Annotated in this window: 20 protein-coding genes and 2 tRNA genes; 13 read left to right on the top strand and 9 right to left on the bottom strand. The window is 39.5% G+C overall.

Annotated elements, in window-relative coordinates; translation table 11 throughout:
• Nucleotide 1 precedes the first annotated feature (1 nt).
• The gene (locus ACX3PU_RS04675) at nt 2-1645 is read right to left on the bottom strand and encodes an alpha-amylase family glycosyl hydrolase (RefSeq protein WP_459083754.1); all 1644 of its coding nucleotides are present in this window, start codon (nt 1643-1645) and stop codon (nt 2-4) included.
• 173 nt (nt 1646-1818) lie between these two features.
• On the opposite strand from ACX3PU_RS04675, the gene ACX3PU_RS04670 reads away from it, so the two are divergent.
• Nucleotides 1819-2613 carry an FkbM family methyltransferase gene (locus tag ACX3PU_RS04670; protein ID WP_459083753.1) on the top strand — a complete coding sequence of 265 codons (795 nt, stop codon included), beginning with the start codon at nt 1819-1821 and terminating at the stop codon, nt 2611-2613.
• The gene (locus tag ACX3PU_RS04665) at nt 2610-4088 is read left to right on the top strand and encodes a lipopolysaccharide biosynthesis protein (RefSeq protein ID WP_459083752.1); all 1479 of its coding nucleotides are present in this window, start codon (nt 2610-2612) and stop codon (nt 4086-4088) included. The genes ACX3PU_RS04670 and ACX3PU_RS04665 overlap by 4 nt, the downstream gene beginning before the upstream one ends.
• Before the next feature lie 16 nt (nt 4089-4104).
• Here ACX3PU_RS04665 and ACX3PU_RS04660 read toward each other — a convergent pair whose 3' ends face one another.
• From ACX3PU_RS04660 to ACX3PU_RS04640, 5 genes are all read right to left on the bottom strand, one after another.
• On the bottom strand, nt 4105-5181 hold the full coding sequence (locus ACX3PU_RS04660) for a hypothetical protein (protein WP_459083751.1): 1077 nt from the start codon (nt 5179-5181) through the stop codon (nt 4105-4107).
• 15 nt (nt 5182-5196) lie between these two features.
• Nucleotides 5197-6867 carry an amidohydrolase gene (locus ACX3PU_RS04655; protein WP_459083750.1) on the bottom strand — a complete coding sequence of 557 codons (1671 nt, stop codon included), beginning with the start codon at nt 6865-6867 and terminating at the stop codon, nt 5197-5199.
• A gap of 6 nt (nt 6868-6873) precedes the next feature.
• Nucleotides 6874-7764 carry a glycosyltransferase family 2 protein gene (locus ACX3PU_RS04650; protein ID WP_459084014.1) on the bottom strand — a complete coding sequence of 297 codons (891 nt, stop codon included), beginning with the start codon at nt 7762-7764 and terminating at the stop codon, nt 6874-6876.
• 2 nt (nt 7765-7766) lie between these two features.
• On the bottom strand, nt 7767-9167 hold the full coding sequence (aspA, locus tag ACX3PU_RS04645; protein ID WP_459083749.1) for an aspartate ammonia-lyase: 1401 nt from the start codon (nt 9165-9167) through the stop codon (nt 7767-7769).
• 97 nt (nt 9168-9264) lie between these two features.
• Complete coding sequence (locus ACX3PU_RS04640) at nt 9265-10305, bottom strand: N-acetylmuramoyl-L-alanine amidase (protein ID WP_459083748.1); 1041 nt, start codon at nt 10303-10305, stop codon at nt 9265-9267.
• 137 nt (nt 10306-10442) lie between these two features.
• Here ACX3PU_RS04640 and ACX3PU_RS04635 point away from each other — a divergent pair.
• The 8 genes from ACX3PU_RS04635 (at nt 10443) to ACX3PU_RS04600 (ending at nt 16387) form a co-directional block, all read left to right on the top strand.
• Nucleotides 10443-10527: transfer RNA gene (locus tag ACX3PU_RS04635), tRNA-Ser, on the top strand.
• Nucleotides 10528-10539: 12 nt separating this feature from the next.
• Nucleotides 10540-10614, top strand: a tRNA-Pro gene (locus ACX3PU_RS04630).
• Between the two features lie 175 nt (nt 10615-10789).
• Nucleotides 10790-11422 (top strand): Crp/Fnr family transcriptional regulator, encoded by a 633-nt coding sequence (locus ACX3PU_RS04625; RefSeq protein WP_459083747.1) that lies wholly within the window; start codon nt 10790-10792, stop codon nt 11420-11422.
• A gap of 99 nt (nt 11423-11521) precedes the next feature.
• Nucleotides 11522-12079: a YeeE/YedE family protein gene (locus ACX3PU_RS04620; protein WP_459083746.1), complete on the top strand. Its 558-nt coding sequence runs from the start codon at nt 11522-11524 to the stop codon at nt 12077-12079.
• A 6-nt stretch (nt 12080-12085) separates the two neighbouring features.
• Nucleotides 12086-12499 carry a DUF6691 family protein gene (locus tag ACX3PU_RS04615; RefSeq protein ID WP_459083745.1) on the top strand — a complete coding sequence of 138 codons (414 nt, stop codon included), beginning with the start codon at nt 12086-12088 and terminating at the stop codon, nt 12497-12499.
• 138 nt (nt 12500-12637) lie between these two features.
• Nucleotides 12638-13432, top strand: a complete 795-nt coding sequence (locus tag ACX3PU_RS04610; protein ID WP_459083744.1) for a sulfite exporter TauE/SafE family protein — start codon at nt 12638-12640, stop codon at nt 13430-13432.
• 103 nt (nt 13433-13535) lie between these two features.
• Entirely contained in the window at nt 13536-14927 is a 1392-nt protein-coding gene (locus tag ACX3PU_RS04605) for an MBL fold metallo-hydrolase (protein ID WP_459083743.1), read from the top strand.
• 2 nt (nt 14928-14929) lie between these two features.
• Nucleotides 14930-16387, top strand: coding sequence for an MBL fold metallo-hydrolase (locus ACX3PU_RS04600; RefSeq protein WP_459083742.1), 1458 nt, complete (start codon nt 14930-14932; stop codon nt 16385-16387).
• A 111-nt stretch (nt 16388-16498) separates the two neighbouring features.
• Here the strand turns inward: ACX3PU_RS04600 and ACX3PU_RS04595 are convergent, their stop codons facing one another.
• The 3 genes from ACX3PU_RS04595 to ACX3PU_RS04585 form a co-directional block, all read right to left on the bottom strand.
• Complete coding sequence (locus ACX3PU_RS04595; protein ID WP_459083741.1) at nt 16499-17035, bottom strand: hypothetical protein; 537 nt, start codon at nt 17033-17035, stop codon at nt 16499-16501.
• A gap of 14 nt (nt 17036-17049) precedes the next feature.
• On the bottom strand, nt 17050-17682 hold the full coding sequence (locus tag ACX3PU_RS04590; protein WP_459083740.1) for a DUF998 domain-containing protein: 633 nt from the start codon (nt 17680-17682) through the stop codon (nt 17050-17052).
• Nucleotides 17683-17746: 64 nt separating this feature from the next.
• Nucleotides 17747-18547: a Crp/Fnr family transcriptional regulator gene (locus ACX3PU_RS04585; protein WP_459083739.1), complete on the bottom strand. Its 801-nt coding sequence runs from the start codon at nt 18545-18547 to the stop codon at nt 17747-17749.
• A gap of 86 nt (nt 18548-18633) precedes the next feature.
• Between ACX3PU_RS04585 and ACX3PU_RS04580 the strand changes: the two genes are divergently transcribed.
• The 3 genes from ACX3PU_RS04580 to ACX3PU_RS04570 all read left to right on the top strand — a co-directional run bounded on the left by ACX3PU_RS04580 (nt 18634) and on the right by ACX3PU_RS04570 (nt 20378).
• Nucleotides 18634-19011, top strand: coding sequence for a hypothetical protein (locus ACX3PU_RS04580; protein ID WP_459083738.1), 378 nt, complete (start codon nt 18634-18636; stop codon nt 19009-19011).
• 6 nt (nt 19012-19017) lie between these two features.
• Complete coding sequence (locus ACX3PU_RS04575; protein ID WP_459083737.1) at nt 19018-19275, top strand: hypothetical protein; 258 nt, start codon at nt 19018-19020, stop codon at nt 19273-19275.
• Nucleotides 19276-19574: 299 nt separating this feature from the next.
• Complete coding sequence (locus tag ACX3PU_RS04570) at nt 19575-20378, top strand: class I SAM-dependent methyltransferase (RefSeq protein ID WP_459083736.1); 804 nt, start codon at nt 19575-19577, stop codon at nt 20376-20378.
• Nucleotides 20379-20474 lie beyond the last annotated feature (96 nt).

The raw sequence follows: 20474 nt of genomic DNA, 5'->3' as shown, positions 1-20474 counted from the left end.
TTTATTTTTTAAGTTCGAGTAGGACTATTTCTTCCGGAGAGTTAAAGCTTACCTGTCCGTTTTTCACTTTTGCACTTGCACCTGAATACGCATCTGTCAGCGCAGCTCCTTCCGCAAAGACCCCTTTCACATCCACCTGTTTTCTTCCAGGCGAAAGAGAAAGACCGACAATGACTTTGTCCTTATCAAGCACTCTTGAAAAATAGTACGGACTTTTTGAAAGCATTTGGTGTTTGCCAGCTCCAATCGCAGGGTGCTGGGCGCGAAACTTACCTAGTTTTTGGTAATGCGCTAAAAGTTCCTGCGTAGATGGACTGCTTTGAATCTCTTCCCAATTCATGGTGCCGCGAAGGGTGGCATCTCCTACGGCGCCTTCTAGAATTAAACTCCTACCCGACTCATCTCCATAGTAAATTTGAGCGATCCCGGGAGTGAGCAGAAGTTTGGTTGCAGACTCAAACCCTCTGTTTCTCTCTTTGTCGAAAGGCGTACTGTCGTCATGTGAGGTTACGTAATTCATCACGGTTTTCCCTTTCAAAGGACCGGATAGCATCTGATCGTAATAATGAAAGAGATCCTCATACTCCTTATTTGCATCCGATTTAAAATCAAAATTAATGAGCGCATCAAATCCGTTGTCAAAGTAATTCACTTTGCGATCCGAAAAATCGTACTGTTTTTCTTGAGAAATCCCATACCCATACACTTCCCCTACGAGGAAGAAATCCTTTTGATCCAGCACCTTTGTGGGGTTCGCCGCTTTGTATTCTAAGAAAGCGCTCTTGGCTACCTTTTCAAAGTCTTTCCAAACTCCTTCTTCCGTATGTTTCACCGTATCCACCCGGTACCCGTCGATTCCATACTCTTTGATGTAATCGCTAAGCCATTTCATTACGTAATACTTCGGCGCACGCGGATACCCAGTTTTCTCAAAGAACGCGTCTAGTTCTGCTACTTCTTTTTCGTAGCGATTCTCCTTCTTCCATTTTTCAACTAGACTCGCAGGAAGCTCCACCGGAAGAGTGCTTTCCGTTAGAAGGTCCGGAAGATTCTCCACGAGCGTACACGAAACGGTAGAGTGGTAATTCTCATACGTGCAAATCGGCTCCGTTCTCACCCAACTAGTTGGAAAAACCGGATCGGTAGAAGTCACGGGTCCTGTATGGTTAATCACCGCATCCAAAACAATTCGAATTCCTCTCTTGTGCGCTTTCTCGACAAATTCTTTCAAATCTGCCTTCGATCCAAAATTGGGATCAAGCGAAGTCCAATCTTTTGCCCAATACCCGTGGTAAGGGTACGTAAGACCTGTGCCTTCATCCACCGCACCATGAATCTGTTCCACAAGCGGCGTAAGCCAAATGGCATTAATCCCTAAGTTTGTAAAATACCCTTGATCTAATTTTTGAATCATTCCTCTTAGATCCCCTCCTTCAAATCCGCGGTATGCAGCGGTAGATTCCGTGCGCCCAAAGGATTTGTCGTTGGTAAGATCCCCATTGGAGAAGCGGTCTGGAAGCACAAAATAGAGATTGGCGGCTTGCCAATTAAAGGAATCCCCCTTGGAGGACACCGATGAATTCACACTACAAGAACTAAAGCTAAGTAGCGCTACAAAGGAGATTAGAATCTTTTTTAAAGTCATAGGAAAATAGAATTTCTATCCAACATAGGAAAGCTAACCTTTCCATTTCAAGAGGGTAATTTAGTGATTTTTATGCTTATTAAGAAGCCCAAAGTGAATCGGTTTAGAAATACGGTTTATTTAACATCTTTTAACCAAAAATGCTATCTTTGTTTGAAAGAACTAGCCTATTTATGTCTCTATACAGTCAATTGGCCGAAACCCTTTCTTACATCGCTCCCTCGATTTACAAAGAGCGATTTTTTAAGAAACTTAAACATCTAGACGCATCTAACCGTTTAGAGAGCAAGGTAGAACCCGAACTCTATTGGTTAAAAAGCAAGGTGCAAAAACAAGATGTTTTTCTCGACATTGGTTCCAACGTCGGAGCCTACTTATACACCCTCGAAAAAACCCTGAAATCGGATAATTTATACGGATTTGAACCGAACCGCTTTCTCTACAAACGTTTAAAGAGACTATTCCCTACGCTTCCAATTTTTCCGCTTGCACTTTCAGATCAAAACCAAATGGCAGAATTTAAAGTTCCTGTGATTCGTGGCAGCAAAGTGAAATCCAGGGGCACCCTACAAACCCACTTAAAAGAAGAAGGTGAAGAGGCAGGAGTTTACCAAAGGGTGAAAGTCATGCGCCTAGACGATTGGGCTCCTATGGAGCATTTTGAGAGGCTAGATTTTATCAAAATCGATGTGGAGGGCAGTGAAGAAAAAACCCTAAAAGGGGCACAAAAAACGATCAAACGTTTTAAACCGACTCTTTTGGTTGAGATTGAGCAAAGGCACCACGAGTCCCCCATTTGGCCACTCATTCTTGAGGTCTGTTCCTGGCAGTACAAGCCGTTTTACGTGGATCCAAGCAGCCTTGAACTTATTCCCCTAGAGAAAGGTTTTTACGAATCTCAAGGAAAGGAAGGTCCAAATTCTAGGACTCCCTACATTAATAACATTATCTTTGTCCCCGAAAAATGAGTGTAGTATCGCGACAAGGGTTTAAGTACTCTTTAATTGGGTATTTTGGTTTTTTGCTGGGCACGCTCTCAGCACTTTTTGTGTTTCCTCAGGACATGGTATTCTATGGGAAACTGCGGTATGTTTTACCGGCGGCAGAAATGTTGCTTCCCATCGTGGTATTTGGACTTTCCTTCTCGAATGTCAAGTATTTTCTAAAAACCAAAAAAGACGGAAAACACCAAAATTTTCTAAGTCTAACCCTGGTCGCAGTGGCTCTGAATTTCCTACTGTTTATAGGGGCATTCTTCCTGTTTTTCTATCTCTTTCCTCAGTTTAAAGACTCGGAGCTCTTCCAACTTAAATATTTAATCCTTCCCCTAATTCTCATTTTAGCGTTTAGCGCCGTATTCAATAAATACATCTCGAATTACAAACGAATCGTAGTTCCTAATATTTTTGAAAATCTATTTCCAAAACTGGCGAATCTAGGCACGTTTTGTCTTTTTGTGTTTCTAGGTGTGAGTACACAAGGCTCCTTTGGATTCTTATTTGGTATGTTCACCCTGGCACTCATCGGCTATGTTCTGTACGCCAATTCCCTAGAGAAATTAAAACCTGACTTCTCCACTTCTTACATGCAAAAGGACGGATTTTACAAAAAAGTCTTAAACTATAGTTTGTTTGGTTTTCTTGGAAACATTGGCAATTACATTGCCTTTCGGGTGGATAACTTTATGATTGGTGAATTCCTCACCTTTAGCGAGAACGGGGCCTACAGTATTATCCTCTCGGTTCTCTCCTTTATCCTTATTCCTCAAATGGGACTTTTCAATATCTCGGCTCCGATCATCAACCGAACCATAGAAGAAAATAATTTTGAAGAGCTCAACCGCTTTCACAAAAGAACTTCCCTTACCCTCTTTTTTTTAGGATCTGTTCTTTTCTCTTGCATTTTGGTGGGGTTCCCTTACCTCACTCATTTCATTGCGAGTGGAGAGGCACTTAGAGAAGCCTCCCCCGTCATTTGGATCTTAGGCTCCGCAATGATTTTTGACTTAGCTACAGGGTTCAACGGCCATATTATTTCGCTCTCGAAATACTACCGATTTACCATCGTGGTGATGCTTTTATTAGCCGTCATGAGCGTATCACTCAATTTCTTATTTTTACGCACAACGAACTTAGGAATCGTGGGAATCGCCCTTGCTACCGCAATCTCACTCACGCTCTTTAACTGCATTAAAATTGCGTTCAATTATTGGAAATTCAAAGTGTTTCCTATTTCCATAGAAATGGTGTACACGTCCATTTTATGCACTCTGGGAATCACCCTTTCTATCATTCTTCCGGAAAGCAGCTATCCGCTACTAAATCTCGTCTATAAACCTTTGGTGGTACTACTTGTCATTGGAGTGGGTAATCATTTCATGGGAATATACCCTTTAGACAAGTATCTAAAGTGGAGTTTTCTTAAAAGTCTTTTAAAATTCTAACAAGCTCTTTTCGGCTTTATTTCAATTGCAGAAGGAGCCTTTCTAAGGCATTGGATACTTCTGCCTTTTGATACCTCTCATAGCTAAGGTCCCCAAGGGAATCTCTATCTAGTAAGGAAGCAATCGTATTTACTTTTGAAGCCTGAACCAAAGGGCAAGAGCTTTTGTAAAACGTGGGAAGCAAAAGAGAAGTAGAAAATTTAATAGCATCTCCAATAGCGCCCGTCATTTTGGTGGTCCCGTAGATTTCAACGCCTCCAAAAAACCGGGTTTTCTTATGCAAAGGGCACCAAATAAGATCTGCCCTGCTGAGAACTTCGTCAAAATGACTACTGGAAACTTTGTGGGTGAAGAATTCAATGTCTAAAGAGGCATAATGCTTATACTTCAGCTCCTCGAGCCATCTAAGTTCCTTTCCGCTTGCTCTTCCTAAGAAAACCACATGCACCCGTTTTAAAGCCTCCCTAGAGCTCTCAAGCGGGGATGCCTTCTCGCCGTACTCTTTCAACTTTTTTAGGACTTCGCGGTAATCCCTTCTTTTCTGAGAGACCTCTCCTGGTATTACCAATTGAAATTCATTTGCAGCTTTCTTTCGCGTGCTCTTGGTATAAAAAAGGGGTAAAACTTTTGCAGCTCCCTTATGCAAATCGCCATCTAGCACCAAAAGACGAGAAGAATCTGCAAAAACCTTTGGAGCCGAAAGAAGTCCTTCTTTTAGTAATAGTTTGAGCCTATAGACGGTTTGGCTTTTAAAAACAGCCTTGAGCAAAAAGGAACGACTGCGCTTGGGAAAATTTAGATTGTGTGTAATTACATAGGTGTTAAATCTCTTTTGAATCTCTAAAAAGAGAGAGAAATAACGATGTGCGGTTCCAATTAGGACCAAGTCGTATGACTGAGCCTGCAACTGCTCCAAAATAATGGTGGAGTCGCTCTTGTGAACATTTCCAGTTGCTGAGATTTGAAGTTCGGAAAGGATGCGGGGTGAAAAATAAAAATCGACTTGTAGGGCAGTAAAATCCCTCGAAAGCTCCCTGAAATTTCTAGCAATTTCAGCGTGCGTATCCAATTCAATATAAGCCACTCTCAACATGCAATTCTAAAAGAGTTAGTTCCCAGCCTTGAGGCTCGATTTCAAAGACTCGTAATCCATCACGAGTTCTCCTTTCACGTAGGTTTTTAGAACTTTCGTTTCTAAAATCTTTGAAGGCTCTATCTTCAATATATCTTGATCCAGGACGATGAAATCGGCCCACTTCCCTTTCTCTAGACTGCCTTTTTCATTTTCTTGAAAACTGCCTTTTGCTGCCCATAGGGTCATTCCTTTTAAGGCCTCTACTCGACTTAGCGCATTTTGCATCTGAAATCCTTCAGAAGGGAAGCCTTTTGCATCTTTTCGAACCACCGCGGCGTAAAAAGTCTTCATAGGACTAATGTCCTCTACTGGAAAATCAGTTCCAAGCACGAGCCATCCGTTTTGATTTAAAAGCTGTTTGTTCGCATACGCATGCGAAAGGCGTTCTTTGCCTAAACGCGATTCTGCCCATGGCATATCCGATGTTGCGTGCGTGGGTTGAACGGAAGGCACGATGGAATACTTTGCAAAAGTGGAAAAATCCTCGGGAGAAATCACCTGCGCATGTTCGATTCGCCAGCGACGGTCGTTTTTGCCTTTTAATTCATTCGCGTACACTTCTAATATCACGCGGTTTGCAGAATCGCCAATCGCGTGGGTATTCATTTGAAACCCTTCTTCAAATAAAAGGGAAGCCATTTTTTTAAAATGAGCCACATCAGAAAGTAAAAATCCAGTGTTAGATGCCTCATCACTGTAGGGGTGTAACAAACAGGCCCCGCGGGAACCTAGGGCTCCGTCCGCATAAAACTTCATTCCATTGACAAAAAGCCGATCGGTTTTAATAATACCTCGGGATTTTAGCCATTGAAAATTGGCCTCAGAATCCGACAGCATGACATGCAAATTGATTTTTAAATCCTCCGACTTTTGCATGGCCTCAATTTCTTCCACCAACGGAAAGTCTAAACCTGCATCCACGACAGTGGTTAACCCTTCCTTAAAACTATACTCCTGCGCTTGTCTCAGGATTTGCTGAACCTGAGCCTTGGTTGGCTTAGGCATATGCGTAGCCATTTGATCTTTTGCATTGTCAATTAAAACCCCAGTGAGTTTACCGTCTTTTTTCAAGAGATCACCTCCACTCATTTTTGTGCTAAGATTATACCCTGCAATATCAAGTGCTTTTTGATTCACAATGGCCGCATGACCGTCCACCCTAGTTAAGTAGACAGGACGATCTGGAAACATTTGATCTAGTTTTTCTTTGCTTGGAAACTCTTTTTTAGTCCATCGATTTTGGTCCCAACCACGGCCCACCAGCCATCCTTCGCTGTGCGATTTAGAAAAATCTTGCAACACGTCTAAAACGGCCTCCCATGAGTCAAGTCCGGCTAAATCTGCATTTTGGAGCATGCTCCCAAATCCGTAAAAATGGGCATGTGCATCAATAAGACCGGGCAAAACCGTTTTCCCCAGAGCATCATAACTTTGAGAGGCTTTGTATTTGGATAAAATATCTTGGTTTGTACCGACTTCTAGGATCTTTCCGTCTTTCACGGCCATGGCCTGACCCATCGAAAACTCCGCATCCACGGTGTAGATTTTCGCATTGTGCAGAATGTAATCAGCGGAATTTTTTTGCCTTGTTTTGCACCCTAAAAGGAAAAGTAAGCTTAAAAGCGGAAGTAGAAGTTTAGGCATAGTATATCATTTTTTAAATTTCAATTTAGAAAAGACTTCTTTCCACCGAAGCTTTCGAATGTAGCTAATTTCTTCGGAGGTGAGTTTTTTAGTTCCGGATTGACTTAAGAAACTTTTCAAAGTCAGATAAAAGGCAACGACCCCACCCTGATGCCTTGAGGCTTTGGCTGCAGATATAAGAACCAATGGCAAACTAAGTCCTATGTTGTAAAAATAGACACCGAGCTTGGTTGCTTTTTGATTTTTATATCGCTCCGCGGTTGGTCTTAAATGCTTCACCCATAAATCCTTCAGTGTGAGCACCTCAAAGCCTTCCTTTTGAGCCAGCATTCGGTCAATGTTGTCCCACCCCAATGTTTCTCGAAGTCCATCCATCGCTTTAAAACAAGCCACGCGATATGATTTTATAGGGCCTCTGACATGGTCCTTCGAACTAATCGCCTCAAATTCCCAGTCCGCACTCTCGGGTGGAAACTCAAAGGCATCCTTCGGCTCAAATGGTCCCCTGGGGATTTTCACAATACCCGAGACCATACCTGCCTGAGGCGAACTCTTATACACGTTCTCCAAACGAGCCAGATAATTTTCAGGGAAGACAATGTCCGCATCAAACTTACAAACCACATCAAACTCACTCAAGTTTTCTGTAGAAAGTCCTTTGTTAAAGGTTCGAACCACCTTGGCTCCAGGCTGATGCTCCGAAGAAGGCAAGTTTAAAAGCCGGAAACGAGAATCTTTTTCACTAAAGTCTTTCGCAATCTGTGCACTCTGATCGGTGGATCCGTCATTGACCACCACCAATTTGAACTCCTTATACGTTTGCCTTCGTAACGATTCTAGCGCAAACCCAAGGGACTGCTCTTCGTTGTGGGTAGGCATCACGATAAGAATTTTCAAACTCATAGTTTTTGAGGAGCGAGCATATTTTTAGGGTCTAAAATTTCATCTAGTTTTTCCTGCGATAGAATTCCATGTTCAAGCACTAGATTGTATACGCTTTTTCCTGTCTCTAACGCTTCTTTTGCAATTTTCGTTGAAGTCTTATATCCTATATAGGGGTTGAGAGCTGTAACAATTCCTATGCTGTGTTTCACCATGTTTAAGCAGATATCCTTGTTTGCTGTAATCCCTACAATGCATTTATCGGTTAGGGCTTCTAAAGCATTGTTAAGGAAGTAAATGTTTTCCATGATCGCATGGCACAAAACAGGTTCCATCACATTGAGTTGGAGTTGTCCTGCTTCCGCCGCAAACGTAACGGTCAAATCGTTCCCAATCACTTTGTAGCAAACTTGGTTTACGACTTCAGGAATCACAGGATTTACTTTGCCGGGCATAATGGAAGAACCAGGCTGCATTGCAGGCAGGTTAATCTCGAAGAGACCCGCTCTAGGACCCGAGGACAAAAGACGTAAATCGTTGCATATTTTAGAAAGCTTTACGGCCAAACGCTTCATAGCCGAAGAGTAAATGACGTAGGCTCCTGTGTCCGGAGTAGCTTCTACTAAATTCTTTGCGGAAACAATAGGATATCCAGAAATGCTAGCTAAATTTCTAGCGCAGAGGTTCGCATATCCTGCCGGTGCGTTGATTCCGGTTCCAATGGCGGTAGCTCCCATGTTTACCTCTAAAAAGAGCTTTGCATTGGCATTTAATTTTGTAATATCTTCTTCTAAGGTGGCTGCGAACGCTTCAAATTCTTGACCAAGGGTCATCGGTACGGCATCTTGAAGTTGGGTTCTTCCCATTTTAATTACATCGTGAAACTCCACCCCCTTAGCACGAAAGGCCAAGATTGCTTTTTTAAGTGTAGAAATTAAAAGTTCATTCTGTTGCAGAAGGGCAAGTTTGATGGAGGTAGGATACGCATCGTTGGTCGATTGTGAAAGATTCACATGGTCGTTCGGAGAACAAAACTCATAACTTCCTCTCGGCTTTCCTAATTTCTCTAGTACAATGTTGGAGATTACTTCGTTTGCGTTCATATTGACAGACGTTCCTGCTCCCCCTTGAATCATATCAATTGGGAATTGAGAATTGTACTTTCCGTCTGCTACTTCGTCGCAGGCCTCCGAAATCTTCGAGTAAAGCTCCTGATTTAGAAGTCCAAGTTCATAATTGGTCTTTGCTGCTGCTTTTTTCACGAACGCGAGGGCGCGAATAAAACGAGGATAACTCGATAATTTCTGACCCGAAATGTGAAAGTTTTCAATTGCTCTTTGCGTCTGAACGCCATAATACGCTTCCATCGGAACATCCAGTTCCCCTAACAAATCGCTTTCTTTTCTAAATTGTGCCATCAAAAAAATATTTGAGGGAAAGTTAAGAGTTTTTGATAGATTGAACAAAAAAACGCGCCCTATTCGAGCGCGCGTAAAGTATCTAATTCAAAGAGAATTATTTAGTCGGATATTTTTCAAGCAATGCCTGTAAAATGGCCCATGTTTCTAGGTCCATTACTCCACTTGCATTTTGCGGTCTAAAACGGTACTGAAACGCTTCGATCGTTTTTTGTGTGGCCTGATCCACAGAGCCTGATCGAAGTAGTCCATAACCGAACTCATTCAAGTAGGTCTGGTATTTGAAGATAAAAGTGGAATCTAAAAGTAGGGATTCAAAGTTCTGCGATTCCGGAGCGTTCATAAATCGCTGCTTGGTCGGCTCATCATACCACATCCCTATGCCATATTCCTTGTAAAGCCTTTCCCAAGGAAACAAAGGACCTGGATCCTGTTTTCTTGTAGGTGCAATGTCGGAATGTCCTAAAACATTCGTGGGCAGAATTTGATAACGATCCACTAGATCTTTCACTAAAGCCGCTACTTTTTTGAACTGCCATTCGGGGTAAGGGTAAAAAACCCTTTGACCTACAGAGTCTGTCGTGTATCCCGGATTCACAATTTCAATACCAATAGAGGAATCATTTAAATTTTCAATTTTGCGCCAAGAACTAACACCGGCATGATAGGCTCGCTTGTTCTCGTCCACCAACTGATAGATTTCTTTGTCATTTTGATCCCCTACCAAATAATGCGCACTTACACTTTGGGTCGTTAGGACGCGAACCGAACGATCGTCATCTAGCGCTGTGTAGTGAAGAATAAGATAACGTTGTCGATAGTTTTGCCCGAGGGAAGGAAAATACGCTTTTGTCACACTATACCCTTTGGGTTCTGCCGTCACAATCGACCCATGACTAATCGTATTATCATTGTTTGCTGCGTCGGCAATATTTACTTTGAAAAAATCATATTTCCCTTGGTGCTCTACACTTGGTTTTGCAGGTTGTGGAATTGGCTTTTTTTCTGCCGGCGGAGTCTTGCTCGTCGCAGTCGCAGTAGTCGTTTTCGGTAATTCCGGCTTTTTTTTCGTCGGTGCTTGTGGCGCACAGGAAAAAACTAAAAAGCTTAATCCAATGACACCTAATGTTTTACGCATAATAAGTGTTTTTAAGTGATTTCAGATTCCAAAAATACAAAAAAAATTAAGCGATTTTTTTTGGTTAATATGAAAATCCTTGTTATATTTGCACTCGCAATTAGAGAAAAGCAGTTCTTTAAAAACGAAGATTGCAAGGAGGGTTGCCGGAGTGGTTAACGGAGCAGTTTGCTAAACTGTCGACGCGCAAGTGTCGCGTGGGTTCGAATCCCACACCCTCCGCAACCGGAAACTCGGGGTGTAGCGTAGCCCGGTCATCGCGCCTGGTTTGGGACCAGGAGGTCGCAGGTTCGAATCCTGCCACCCCGACAAAAGCCACTGATTTATCAGTGGCTTTTTTTATTTTCGGACGTATCTCGGATAGAAAAGGTGTTTTCATTAAAATTTTCAGCTTCTAATCCATTAATTATTTGCTTGTGTAACCTAGGGTACTCAAGCTTAGATCTGATATATTTATATTTGTCAGACACAAGTTATAAATGCTATGGAAAAATTATTTTACCAAACATATGGTGGTATTTTTGAACAAGAATTATTAGCTGAAATCGTTCAAGTATCAAAAGCTGTTGAATTTAAGGAAGGTGACGTGTTGATTGATTACAATCAGTATATTAAGATGATGCCACTCTTATTGTCTGGTGCAGTGAAAGTGATGCGTGAAGATTACGACAGTGGAGAACTATTACTTTATTACTTAGAGCGTGGGGATACTTGTGCGATGTCTATGACCTGCTGTTTGCGTGAGAAACAGAGTGAGATCCGTGCTATAGGTGAGGTGCCAGGCGTTATTTTAATGTTTCCTGTTCAGAAGATGTCGGAATGGATCGGGAAATACAAAAGTTGGATGGTTTTTGTTTTTGAAAGTTACAATAACCGTTTCAATGAATTACTAAATGCTGTAGATACGATCGCGTTTATGGATATGAATGAGCGTGTGTTGAATTACCTTTTCGAAAAAAGCAAAATTGAAAATAGTACAATTGTCTACAAAACCCATCAAGATATAGCGGAAGAATTGAATACTTCGCGCGTAGTGGTCTCAAGATTACTAAAAGCGTTGGAAACAGAAGGTCGAATCAAGCTCAACCGGAATAGTATTGAGATACTCGTCAAATAAATAGAAGGCTTTACAAATAACGTTGAGCCTTTTCTTATGTAACAAATGTAACTGATAGGATGAAAATACTTCAAGACATTTGCAGCAAATTAAATGATTATGGATATGATATTGTCACCATGGCCTTGGTATGTAAGTGGGCCACTTATAGCAATCACGATGTTTGTATTGCTTTATTTAGGTAAGAACTTTGGGATGTCGTCCAACTTGCGTACGATGTGTACGATGTGCGGAGCGAGCAAAACAGCGTCATACTTTAAATTCGATTGGCGTAGCCAAAAATGGAATCTCCTGATGGTAGTAGGTGCTATGATTGGAGGATTTATCGCTTCTAATTATTTAGGCGCAGGCCAATCTCCTGATTTGAATCCTAAAACTATCACACAGCTCGAAGCAATGGGTATTCACAGTGCAGGGAAAGATTATGTCCCTACTGAGTTTTTTGGCAATGAAGCTTTTAGTGACCCTAAAGTGTTAGTGTTATTAATCGTGGGTGGTCTTCTTGTCGGTTTTGGTGCGCGTTATGCGGGAGGTTGTACTTCAGGTCACTCAATATCAGGCATTAGTAATTTGCAATTACCTTCTTTGATCGCGACAATCGGTTTCTTTGTTGGGGGTATTATCATGATTCACTTTATTTTCCCACTTTTATTCTAATCTAATATGAGAAATATAGTTTTTTTACTAGTAGGTGTATTCTTCGGGATACTGATGTTCAAGTCTGAAGCCGCCTCTTGGTTCAGAATCTACGAAATGTTTAATTTCCAATCTTTTCACATGTTTGGTCTAATGGGAACAGCCTTGGCGACCGGTGTAATTTTGGTTCAAATCATTAAAAGAAAAAAAGTAAAGGATATAGATAATAAGGCAATTGCAATTGCAGATAAGGACAAATCGATCGCTCGCTATTTAGTAGGAGGTACGATATTTGGATTAGGATGGGCTTTGGCAGGCGCATGCCCAGGACCTATTTTTGTTCTCACTGGAGCAGGTTATTTACCGATGTTAGTTGTATTGGCGAGTGCTTTGTTGGGAACATGGATATATGGTTTGTTAAAGGATAAACTTCCTCATTAAAAGCAGGATATATTTTATTAGAAAAGCGAGAAGAGATTCTCGCTTTTTTGTTGCAATAATTTCTCGTTTCTGTGTAACAAATGTAACTGTAGGCTTTCTTTCACTTGCTGACCTTTGCACCAACAAATTGAAAAAGTCATGGAAACAATTGGATATTTAGCATCCATTTTGATTGGAGTATTATTGGGTTTGATAGGTAGCGGAGGAAGCATTCTTACCGTACCTGTTTTGGTCTATATATTCGCTGTATTACCTGTTACTGCTACAGCCTATTCGCTATTTATTGTAGGTGTGACTAGTGTTGTGGGGTCTATTACCTATTTCAGAAAAGGATTGGTAAATATAAAGACGGCTGTCGTTTTTGGAATACCGTCTATTATTGCTGTCTTCTTCACACGTAAATATATCTTGCCAGCAATTCCAAATAATTTGTTAACACTGGCTGAATTTGAAGTGACCAAAGATATTTTCCTCATGATTCTTTTTGCGATATTGATGGTCGTGGCGGCTTATACGATGCTAAAAGGCAAAAAGTCTGATACGACAGAGGAACTGCAACCACAAAAGTTCAATTACCCGATGATTTTGTTAGAAGGTTCATTCGTCGGTGTATTAACAGGACTCGTAGGTGCTGGTGGAGGTTTCTTAATTATTCCAGCTTTGGTCTTATTTTCTAAGCTTCCGATGAAAGAAGCGGTAGGCACTTCGCTAGTCATTATTGCGGCAAAATCATTAATAGGATTTACCGGCGAATTGGGAAATGAATCATTGGATTGGACGTTTTTATTCACATTGACTTCGTTGTCTATAGTCGGAATATTTATAGGTTCTTACCTCACAAAAATTATTAATAGTGATAAGTTAAAACCTGCTTTTGGCACATTTGTACTGCTGATGGGTATCTATATCTTTTTCAAAGAAATCTGGTTTTAACATCGTATTCCTTGTGTAACAAAAGTTGCGGATAGGCACACGCACTTTATCTAAATTTGTATCCATAAGCAATTAAATAGTAAACAATTAAAATTTAAATAGTATGTTTTTTCAACACGTATACGACAAGACATTAGCGCAAGGAAGTTATATTATTGGTTGTCAAGCAAAAGGCGAAGCTATTGTCATTGACCCAAAACGCGATGTAGATACTTACTTAGAAATCGCTGCCGAAAACAACTTAAAAATTACTAAATTAACCGAAACACATATTCATGCAGACTTCTTAAGTGGGGCGCGCGAGTTGGCTGCATTAACAGGAGCCGAATTATTATTATCAGATGAAGGCGGTGCTGATTGGCAATATGAGTTTGCACACACAGGATTGAAACACGGAAATGTGATTACGTTAGGTAATTTGACATTGGAAGTATTGCACACTCCAGGTCACACACCAGAAAGTATTAGTTTCTTGTTGACAGACCATCCAGCGACACCAGAAGCCATAATGCTATTCACAGGAGATTTTGTGTTTGTAGGGGATGTAGGTAGACCCGATTTGTTAGAAAAAGCAGCGGGTATGATAGGTACGCAAGAGAAAGGTGCTAAGCAATTGTTTGAGTCAATCCAACGCTTTATGAGTTTGGCAGATCACGTACAAGTATGGCCAGGTCACGGAGCAGGTTCCGCATGTGGTAAAGCTTTAGGAGCTGTACCAAGTACTACTGTAGGGTACGAAAAAATCAGAAACTGGGCACTGCAATATGGTGATAATGAAGAATTTTTTACAAAAGATTTATTAGAGGGTCAACCCGAAGCACCAAAGTATTTTGCGATGATGAAAAAGTTGAATAAAGTGGATAGACCTTTATTGACGGCTGTACCTCAACATAAAAAATTATCAAAAGACGAGTTTTTGAAAGTATATCAAGATGGTATGTTGGTGATAGATACATGTAATAAAGTTGAATTTGCGAAAGGTTATTTGCCTAATTCGTTAAATATCCAAGGAAACAATACATTTGCCAATTGGATGGGCTGGGTGCTTAGCTACGATGTTCCCTTTGTGCTTGTTGCAGAGGAATCAGAGAGGGAAGACATCACACGCAAATTGATGCGCATAGGTTTGGATAATATCTATGGTTTTATGGATTCAGTTCTAGATTTAGGCATTGAATTGCAAACCGCTAACGTCATCGAAATGGATCAATTTGAGGCCGCTATTCAAGAGGATAATGTACAAGTCGTAGATGTACGTAATGAGAAAGAATTCGCTGCTGGACAAATCGAAGGTGCGACACATGCATTTGTAGGAACGCTCGTGTCGAACTTGGACAAGTTAGATAAATCTAAAGACATCGTGATTTACTGTCAGGCAGGAGACCGTTCAACCATCGCCTATTCAATTTTGAAAAAATATGGTTTCGAGTCGGTAAGAAATTATGCAGGAGGCATGAAAGAATGGACGATTACTAATAAGCCTTTAAAACAATAATTATGAGAAATTTAATTTTCAGAATGAGTTTGATTTTGACCCTGATAGGTTTTAACCTTCAAGCTCAAGATCTTATCCTAAAGCGCCTACATGAAGAAGGTCTTTCGCAAAGCGGTTACATCTTGATTGATAACCAATCAAAGGAAGCGATTGTGATTGATCCGCGTAAAGATGTTCAAGAGTTCATCGATACATTGAGTGCGTATGACGCTAAATTGAAATTCGTTACCGAAACACATATTCATGCCGATTATTTAAGTGGCGCACGTGAATTAGCAAAATTGACTGCATCCACATTAGCCTTATCTCAAGAGGGATCTGCGGAATGGCAATATAAATTTGATTATCTACCATTGAAACAAGGAGATAAGTTGGCATTTGGAGAATATTTTCTCCAAGTGCGACATACTCCGGGTCATACGCCAGAAAGCATTAGCTTTTTGTTGTATTCAAATAAGGATATGATTAATCCAATAAAGGCTTTTACGGGTGACTTTCTTTTTGTGGGCGATGTGGGTAGACCTGATTTATTAGAGAAATACGAAGAGGGGGAAGCAAATTCTACCGCTTCTGCCGCAGCGCTTTATCAAAGTATCGAAAAGTTCAGAAAGCTACCTGATGATATGGAAATATGGCCTGGTCATGGTGCAGGTTCATTCTGCGGAAAGACGTTAAGCAACATTCCATTTTCTACATTGAAGGCTGAAAAATTGACTAATCCTGCTTTACAATATTCAGGTAAAGAATCCGAATTTATAAAATACATATTGGCGGATCAAGTGGTTCCTCCTCCCTATTTCAAGTTGATGAAAGAGTGGAATCGTGATGGGACATCCTATAAGTTCGCAGAGGACCGATATGCAGTACTTGATGCTTCGGAAATAAAAAGTCTGATTGGTAAAGGAGTAAAAGTAATTGATACTCGTGTTCGCAAAGAAGTAGGAAAAGGATTTCATCCGAATACGATACATATTGAGTTGAATAAAGGATTTAACAATTGGTTTGCACAATTAGTAAATCATAAGGACCAAGTCGTATTTATAGCAGAAAAAGGTAACGAAAAAACATTAGCGCATAAGTTGATGCGTGTAGGGTTTGACAATGTGTTAGGCGTGGTGAACGATATTTCGTCTGAGAACTTGAAGTCAATTCAATACATTAAACCTGAGGACTTGACAAAAACTGTGAAGAGAAAAGGCATACAGGCTTGGGATATTCGTACAGCTAAAGAATACGCTGAAGGACATATTACTGGTATAGCGAATTTGCCTTTGCTTGAAATAAACGATAAGGCGTCAAAACTAGATAAAAATCAACCGATCATTATTCATTGTCAAAGTGGAGCTCGTGCCGCTATTGGTTATTCACTTTTTGAAAGTTTAGGTTTTACAGACATTACGGTTTACGATGGAGGTATCAATGAATGGAAAAAGTTGGGGAATAAACTTGTTCTCGAATAGCAGTGTCATTCTAATAGTAATTATTATGCGATCAATAGTTAAAGGAATATTTTCAAATAACGATACAGCCTTAAAAGAGGGGTTGTAATCTTCCCTGAAAATAGGAACGATTTAAAATATAGTTATGTAATATTCCAATATTCGCAATGCGGCAAATAAGGCTAAAGCCATTACTATTTTGACGATATACTTCATTTTCGTTTGTTGAATTTTATTAGATTCCAATAACGTTTTGATACTTCGAATAAGTTTATTTCTGTTCAGCCACAAAATAATTAATATCAATAATTGATAGATAATAGCAGCTCTCAATGCTCCTAGATGAACTCCAAAATAAATGTCTTGTAAAATAACATTTATCAATATCGTGGAAGTAAATAAAGAGCCGATCACTCTCGTTTTCTTTATCAAAATAAGAATTCCTCCAACAATTTCGAAAATACCGAGAGTTATTGCGAATGATTTAGAGTAACCATAAAATGCCCACATTAATTCCATTCCACTCAATTCCGAAACACTTTTGTTTATTGCAGATGCACCATTAAATTGTATGATTTTTGCTCCGCCATATACGAACATTGCAAAAACAATTATCCAACTTATTGCATTTTCAAATATTTCAATCTTATCTCTTCTGGTGAAATTCATTTTAATTCAAACATTTATTTTTCATTTTCCATAAGAGTTACTGGGCATTCGGTCGGAAGCTTATAAAGCTTAATTGCTGTATAGGCAATCCAAGCAAATACAAAGAAAAAAGTAATCCGTTGGCCTACAGCAGGAATGCTAGGAAATATGTAATACCAAAACCCAGCAACAATCGTCATCCACACAAAGATCAATAAAATTAAATTGCTGCTTTTCCAATAATTGGAATGTTTAATTAATTTCGGGTAACTAAAAGTTCCAATCAGGAAAAACAGATAACTACCGTAGCTACCCACCTTATGTAGAACCGTTATCGTAGATGAGCGGTGGTCCATATCGGCTGGGAAAACACCTGAAAATGCCATAAAGAAACCCGTTAGAAATATGCCGATTAAAGGCAGTCTGGACGATTCTTTTGAGGCCATTGATTTATACAATCCTATGGAATATATAGAAATAAGAATTCCTGGAATGATGTATCCAAATATATTCCAAAGCCATTTATTTGGCGCATCAAGAGATCCCAATTCACTAATTTGTTTATATAAAAAGCTGTATTCCACCCTTTGATTGGCCATTATGAAATACGTTGTACAAAGTAAAATAGGAGCTAAAAGGCCAGCAATTGCGTAATGTTTGTTTTTCATATATTGATGGTAGACTATTTGAGACAAAGATAATGTCTTATCTATTCGCAAAATTTGACCTAAATCAAAAAACACCCTTTGTGCCTCTTACCCTGCTTAGAGTTTCTTGTGTCATTCCTAAATGAGAGGCAAGCATTCCTAAGGGTACTCTTTGTAGCTTGTTTTTTTGAGTTCGTTCAAAGAATTGGTACCGTTCGATCGCAGAATTAAACTGAAGAGAAATGATGCGCTCCGACTGCTGCAAAAAATACTGGGAAATGAGCATTCGTCCAAATCTTTCCATCTCGGGGAAATCTTTGAAGCACTCTTCAAGGTCGGTTAAAGTAATTTCAATGAGTTCCGTTGCTTCCAAGGTTTGAATATGGAAAAAGTCTGGAATGTTTTGAAGAAAGCTATAAATTGAAGTTATCCATTCGTTTTCCGCGGAAAAATTATCTGTGATTTCTTTCTCTCCTTTAAGGTAGTACGTTCTTATTAGACCGCTGGTGATAAAATAAGTGCTTCGGCAAGTTCTATCCGGTTTGTGAAGAAAATGGCCTTTAGAAAGATTTCTAATTTCCCCAATTGTTTCAAGTCGGCATTTTAGTTCGGTTGAGATTGGAATAAAATTGGCAATATGGTTTATTAAATTTTCGATAATGTCTGTTGTTGTTTTTTTGCTTGTTGCCCACGTGTATTTCCACACAAAGATCAATAAAATTAAATTGCTGCTTTTCCAATAATTGGAATTTTTAACTAATTTCGGGTAACTCAAAGTTCCAATCAGGAAAAATAGATAACTACCGTAACCACCTAACCTATGTAGAACCACTATCGTAGATGAGCGGTGGTCCAAATCGGTTGGACAATCACCTGAAAATATCATAAGCAATTTATAACAATTCTCTGTTAAATTATAAATAGATAATCGATTTATTTCCGATTATCTATTTTCATTTTTACATTTGTATCGTGAATGTTGAAGTTTTAATACAAAAAAATGCAGCACATCCGATTCCACATCAGGTGTTGCTAAGTATTTTGCACGAGTATAAAAGACCCAACGACAAAATTCATTCATTGATACAAGAGCAAAAATTGATTCCTTTAAAAAAAGGATTGTACGTTTGGAATAGTGATGTATTACCAGAAAATTTTAGTATTGCCAATACTCTCTATGCACCAAGTTATGTTTCGGTGGAATCGGCATTGTCATTTTATGGATTAATTCCAGAAAGGGTTTTTTCAGTAAGTTCAATGAAATGTTTTGTGCTAGAAGATTTATTTGCGGGTAAAATACACGCATTACTTTTCAGAAAATGGGGAAATAATATTAAAGGTCGTGACTGATATGATTTGGAATGGTATATCAGAAAGGGAGTAAGCCTTAATCTTCAGCATTTTTTATTAAGAGCAATAGATAGTGGTGATTGGGTAAAAGAAACGATTTCCCAAACAGAATTTACTAGGTTGTTGAGATCGAGGATTGAAAGTCTTAATTTCGAGGTTGCGAAAAAGGATGTTGAGCGATTCATTCCAAATCCAAGAGTGCTGGACATTTGGTCTAAACAATATTTTTTGGATTTGACTAAAGAACTAAAAATAAAAGAATAAGCGTACTACTTTTTTACATCTTACCCTACGTAATCCACTATCAATAACGACTTATTTAGATTCTGTATCGAGAAACAGTCACGAGATACGGACACCACAACAGAACTTGTTAATAATTGATTTCCTCACGGAAGGATTCAAAAGCGGAAAAGCTCTTAAAAAGATTTACTTCGAAGATACCGCTTTAGTGAAGACTTGGCTCAAATTAGAATTAACATTGTAATTCACAAAATAATGCTAAATTCACTACTTCAAATTTCATTATTCAAAAAGTGAGACGGCAAAAAAAGCATATTGTAATGAACTCAGAATCCAACTATATCGAAATAAACCGACAATCCTGGAACCAAAGAACGGACTCGCATATAAATTCGGAATTTTACGGCCTTGAGGAATTTCTTAAAGGCAAAACTTCTTTAAATGAAATTGAATTAGACCTGCTTGGGGATATTCAAGGAAAAACAATTTTGCATTTGCAATGCCATTTCGGAATGGACTCCATTTCGTTAACGAGGCTTGGTGCGGAGGTGACAGGTGTGGACTTATCAGACAAAGCGATTGAAAGAGCTAAACAAATAGCAAAAGAAGCCCATTCAAATGCCAAGTTCATTTGTTGCGACATTTATGACCTGCCCAACCATTTAGACGAAAAATTCGATGTAGTATTTACCAGTTATGGTACCATTGGTTGGCTTCCAGATCTTCACAAATGGGCAAATATAATTTCTACTTTTTTGAAGCCAAACGGACAATTTGTCTTTGTAGAATTTCATCCTGTGGTTTGGATGTTTGATTACAACTTTGAGAAAATTGGATACCGATATTTTAATTCCGGAGCCATTATAGAAACAGAAAATGGTACGTATGCAGACAAAGAGGCGGATATCACTCTGTCCACGGTGTCCTGGAATCACGGATTAAGTGAGGTATTAAACAATTTAATCAATAATGGCCTTGAAATTCATTCACTGGACGAATATGATTACTCGCCCTACAATTGCTTCAACAAAACAACCGAGTTCGAACCTAATAAATTCAGAATAGAACATTTGCACGATAAAATACCTATGGTATATTCTATACGAGCAACCAAAAAAACATAACAATTCATCGTCACTTCAAATCGACATTCGAAAGACAAAATGCATAACCAAATCCTACTACAAATTCAGCCATCGTATGACTATTCACATTGACCC

The sequence above is a fragment of the Chryseobacterium sp. A301 genome (assembly GCF_054489425.1).
Note: the sequence above shows the minus strand (reverse complement) of the source record. Positions and strands in the feature narration are given on the sequence as shown.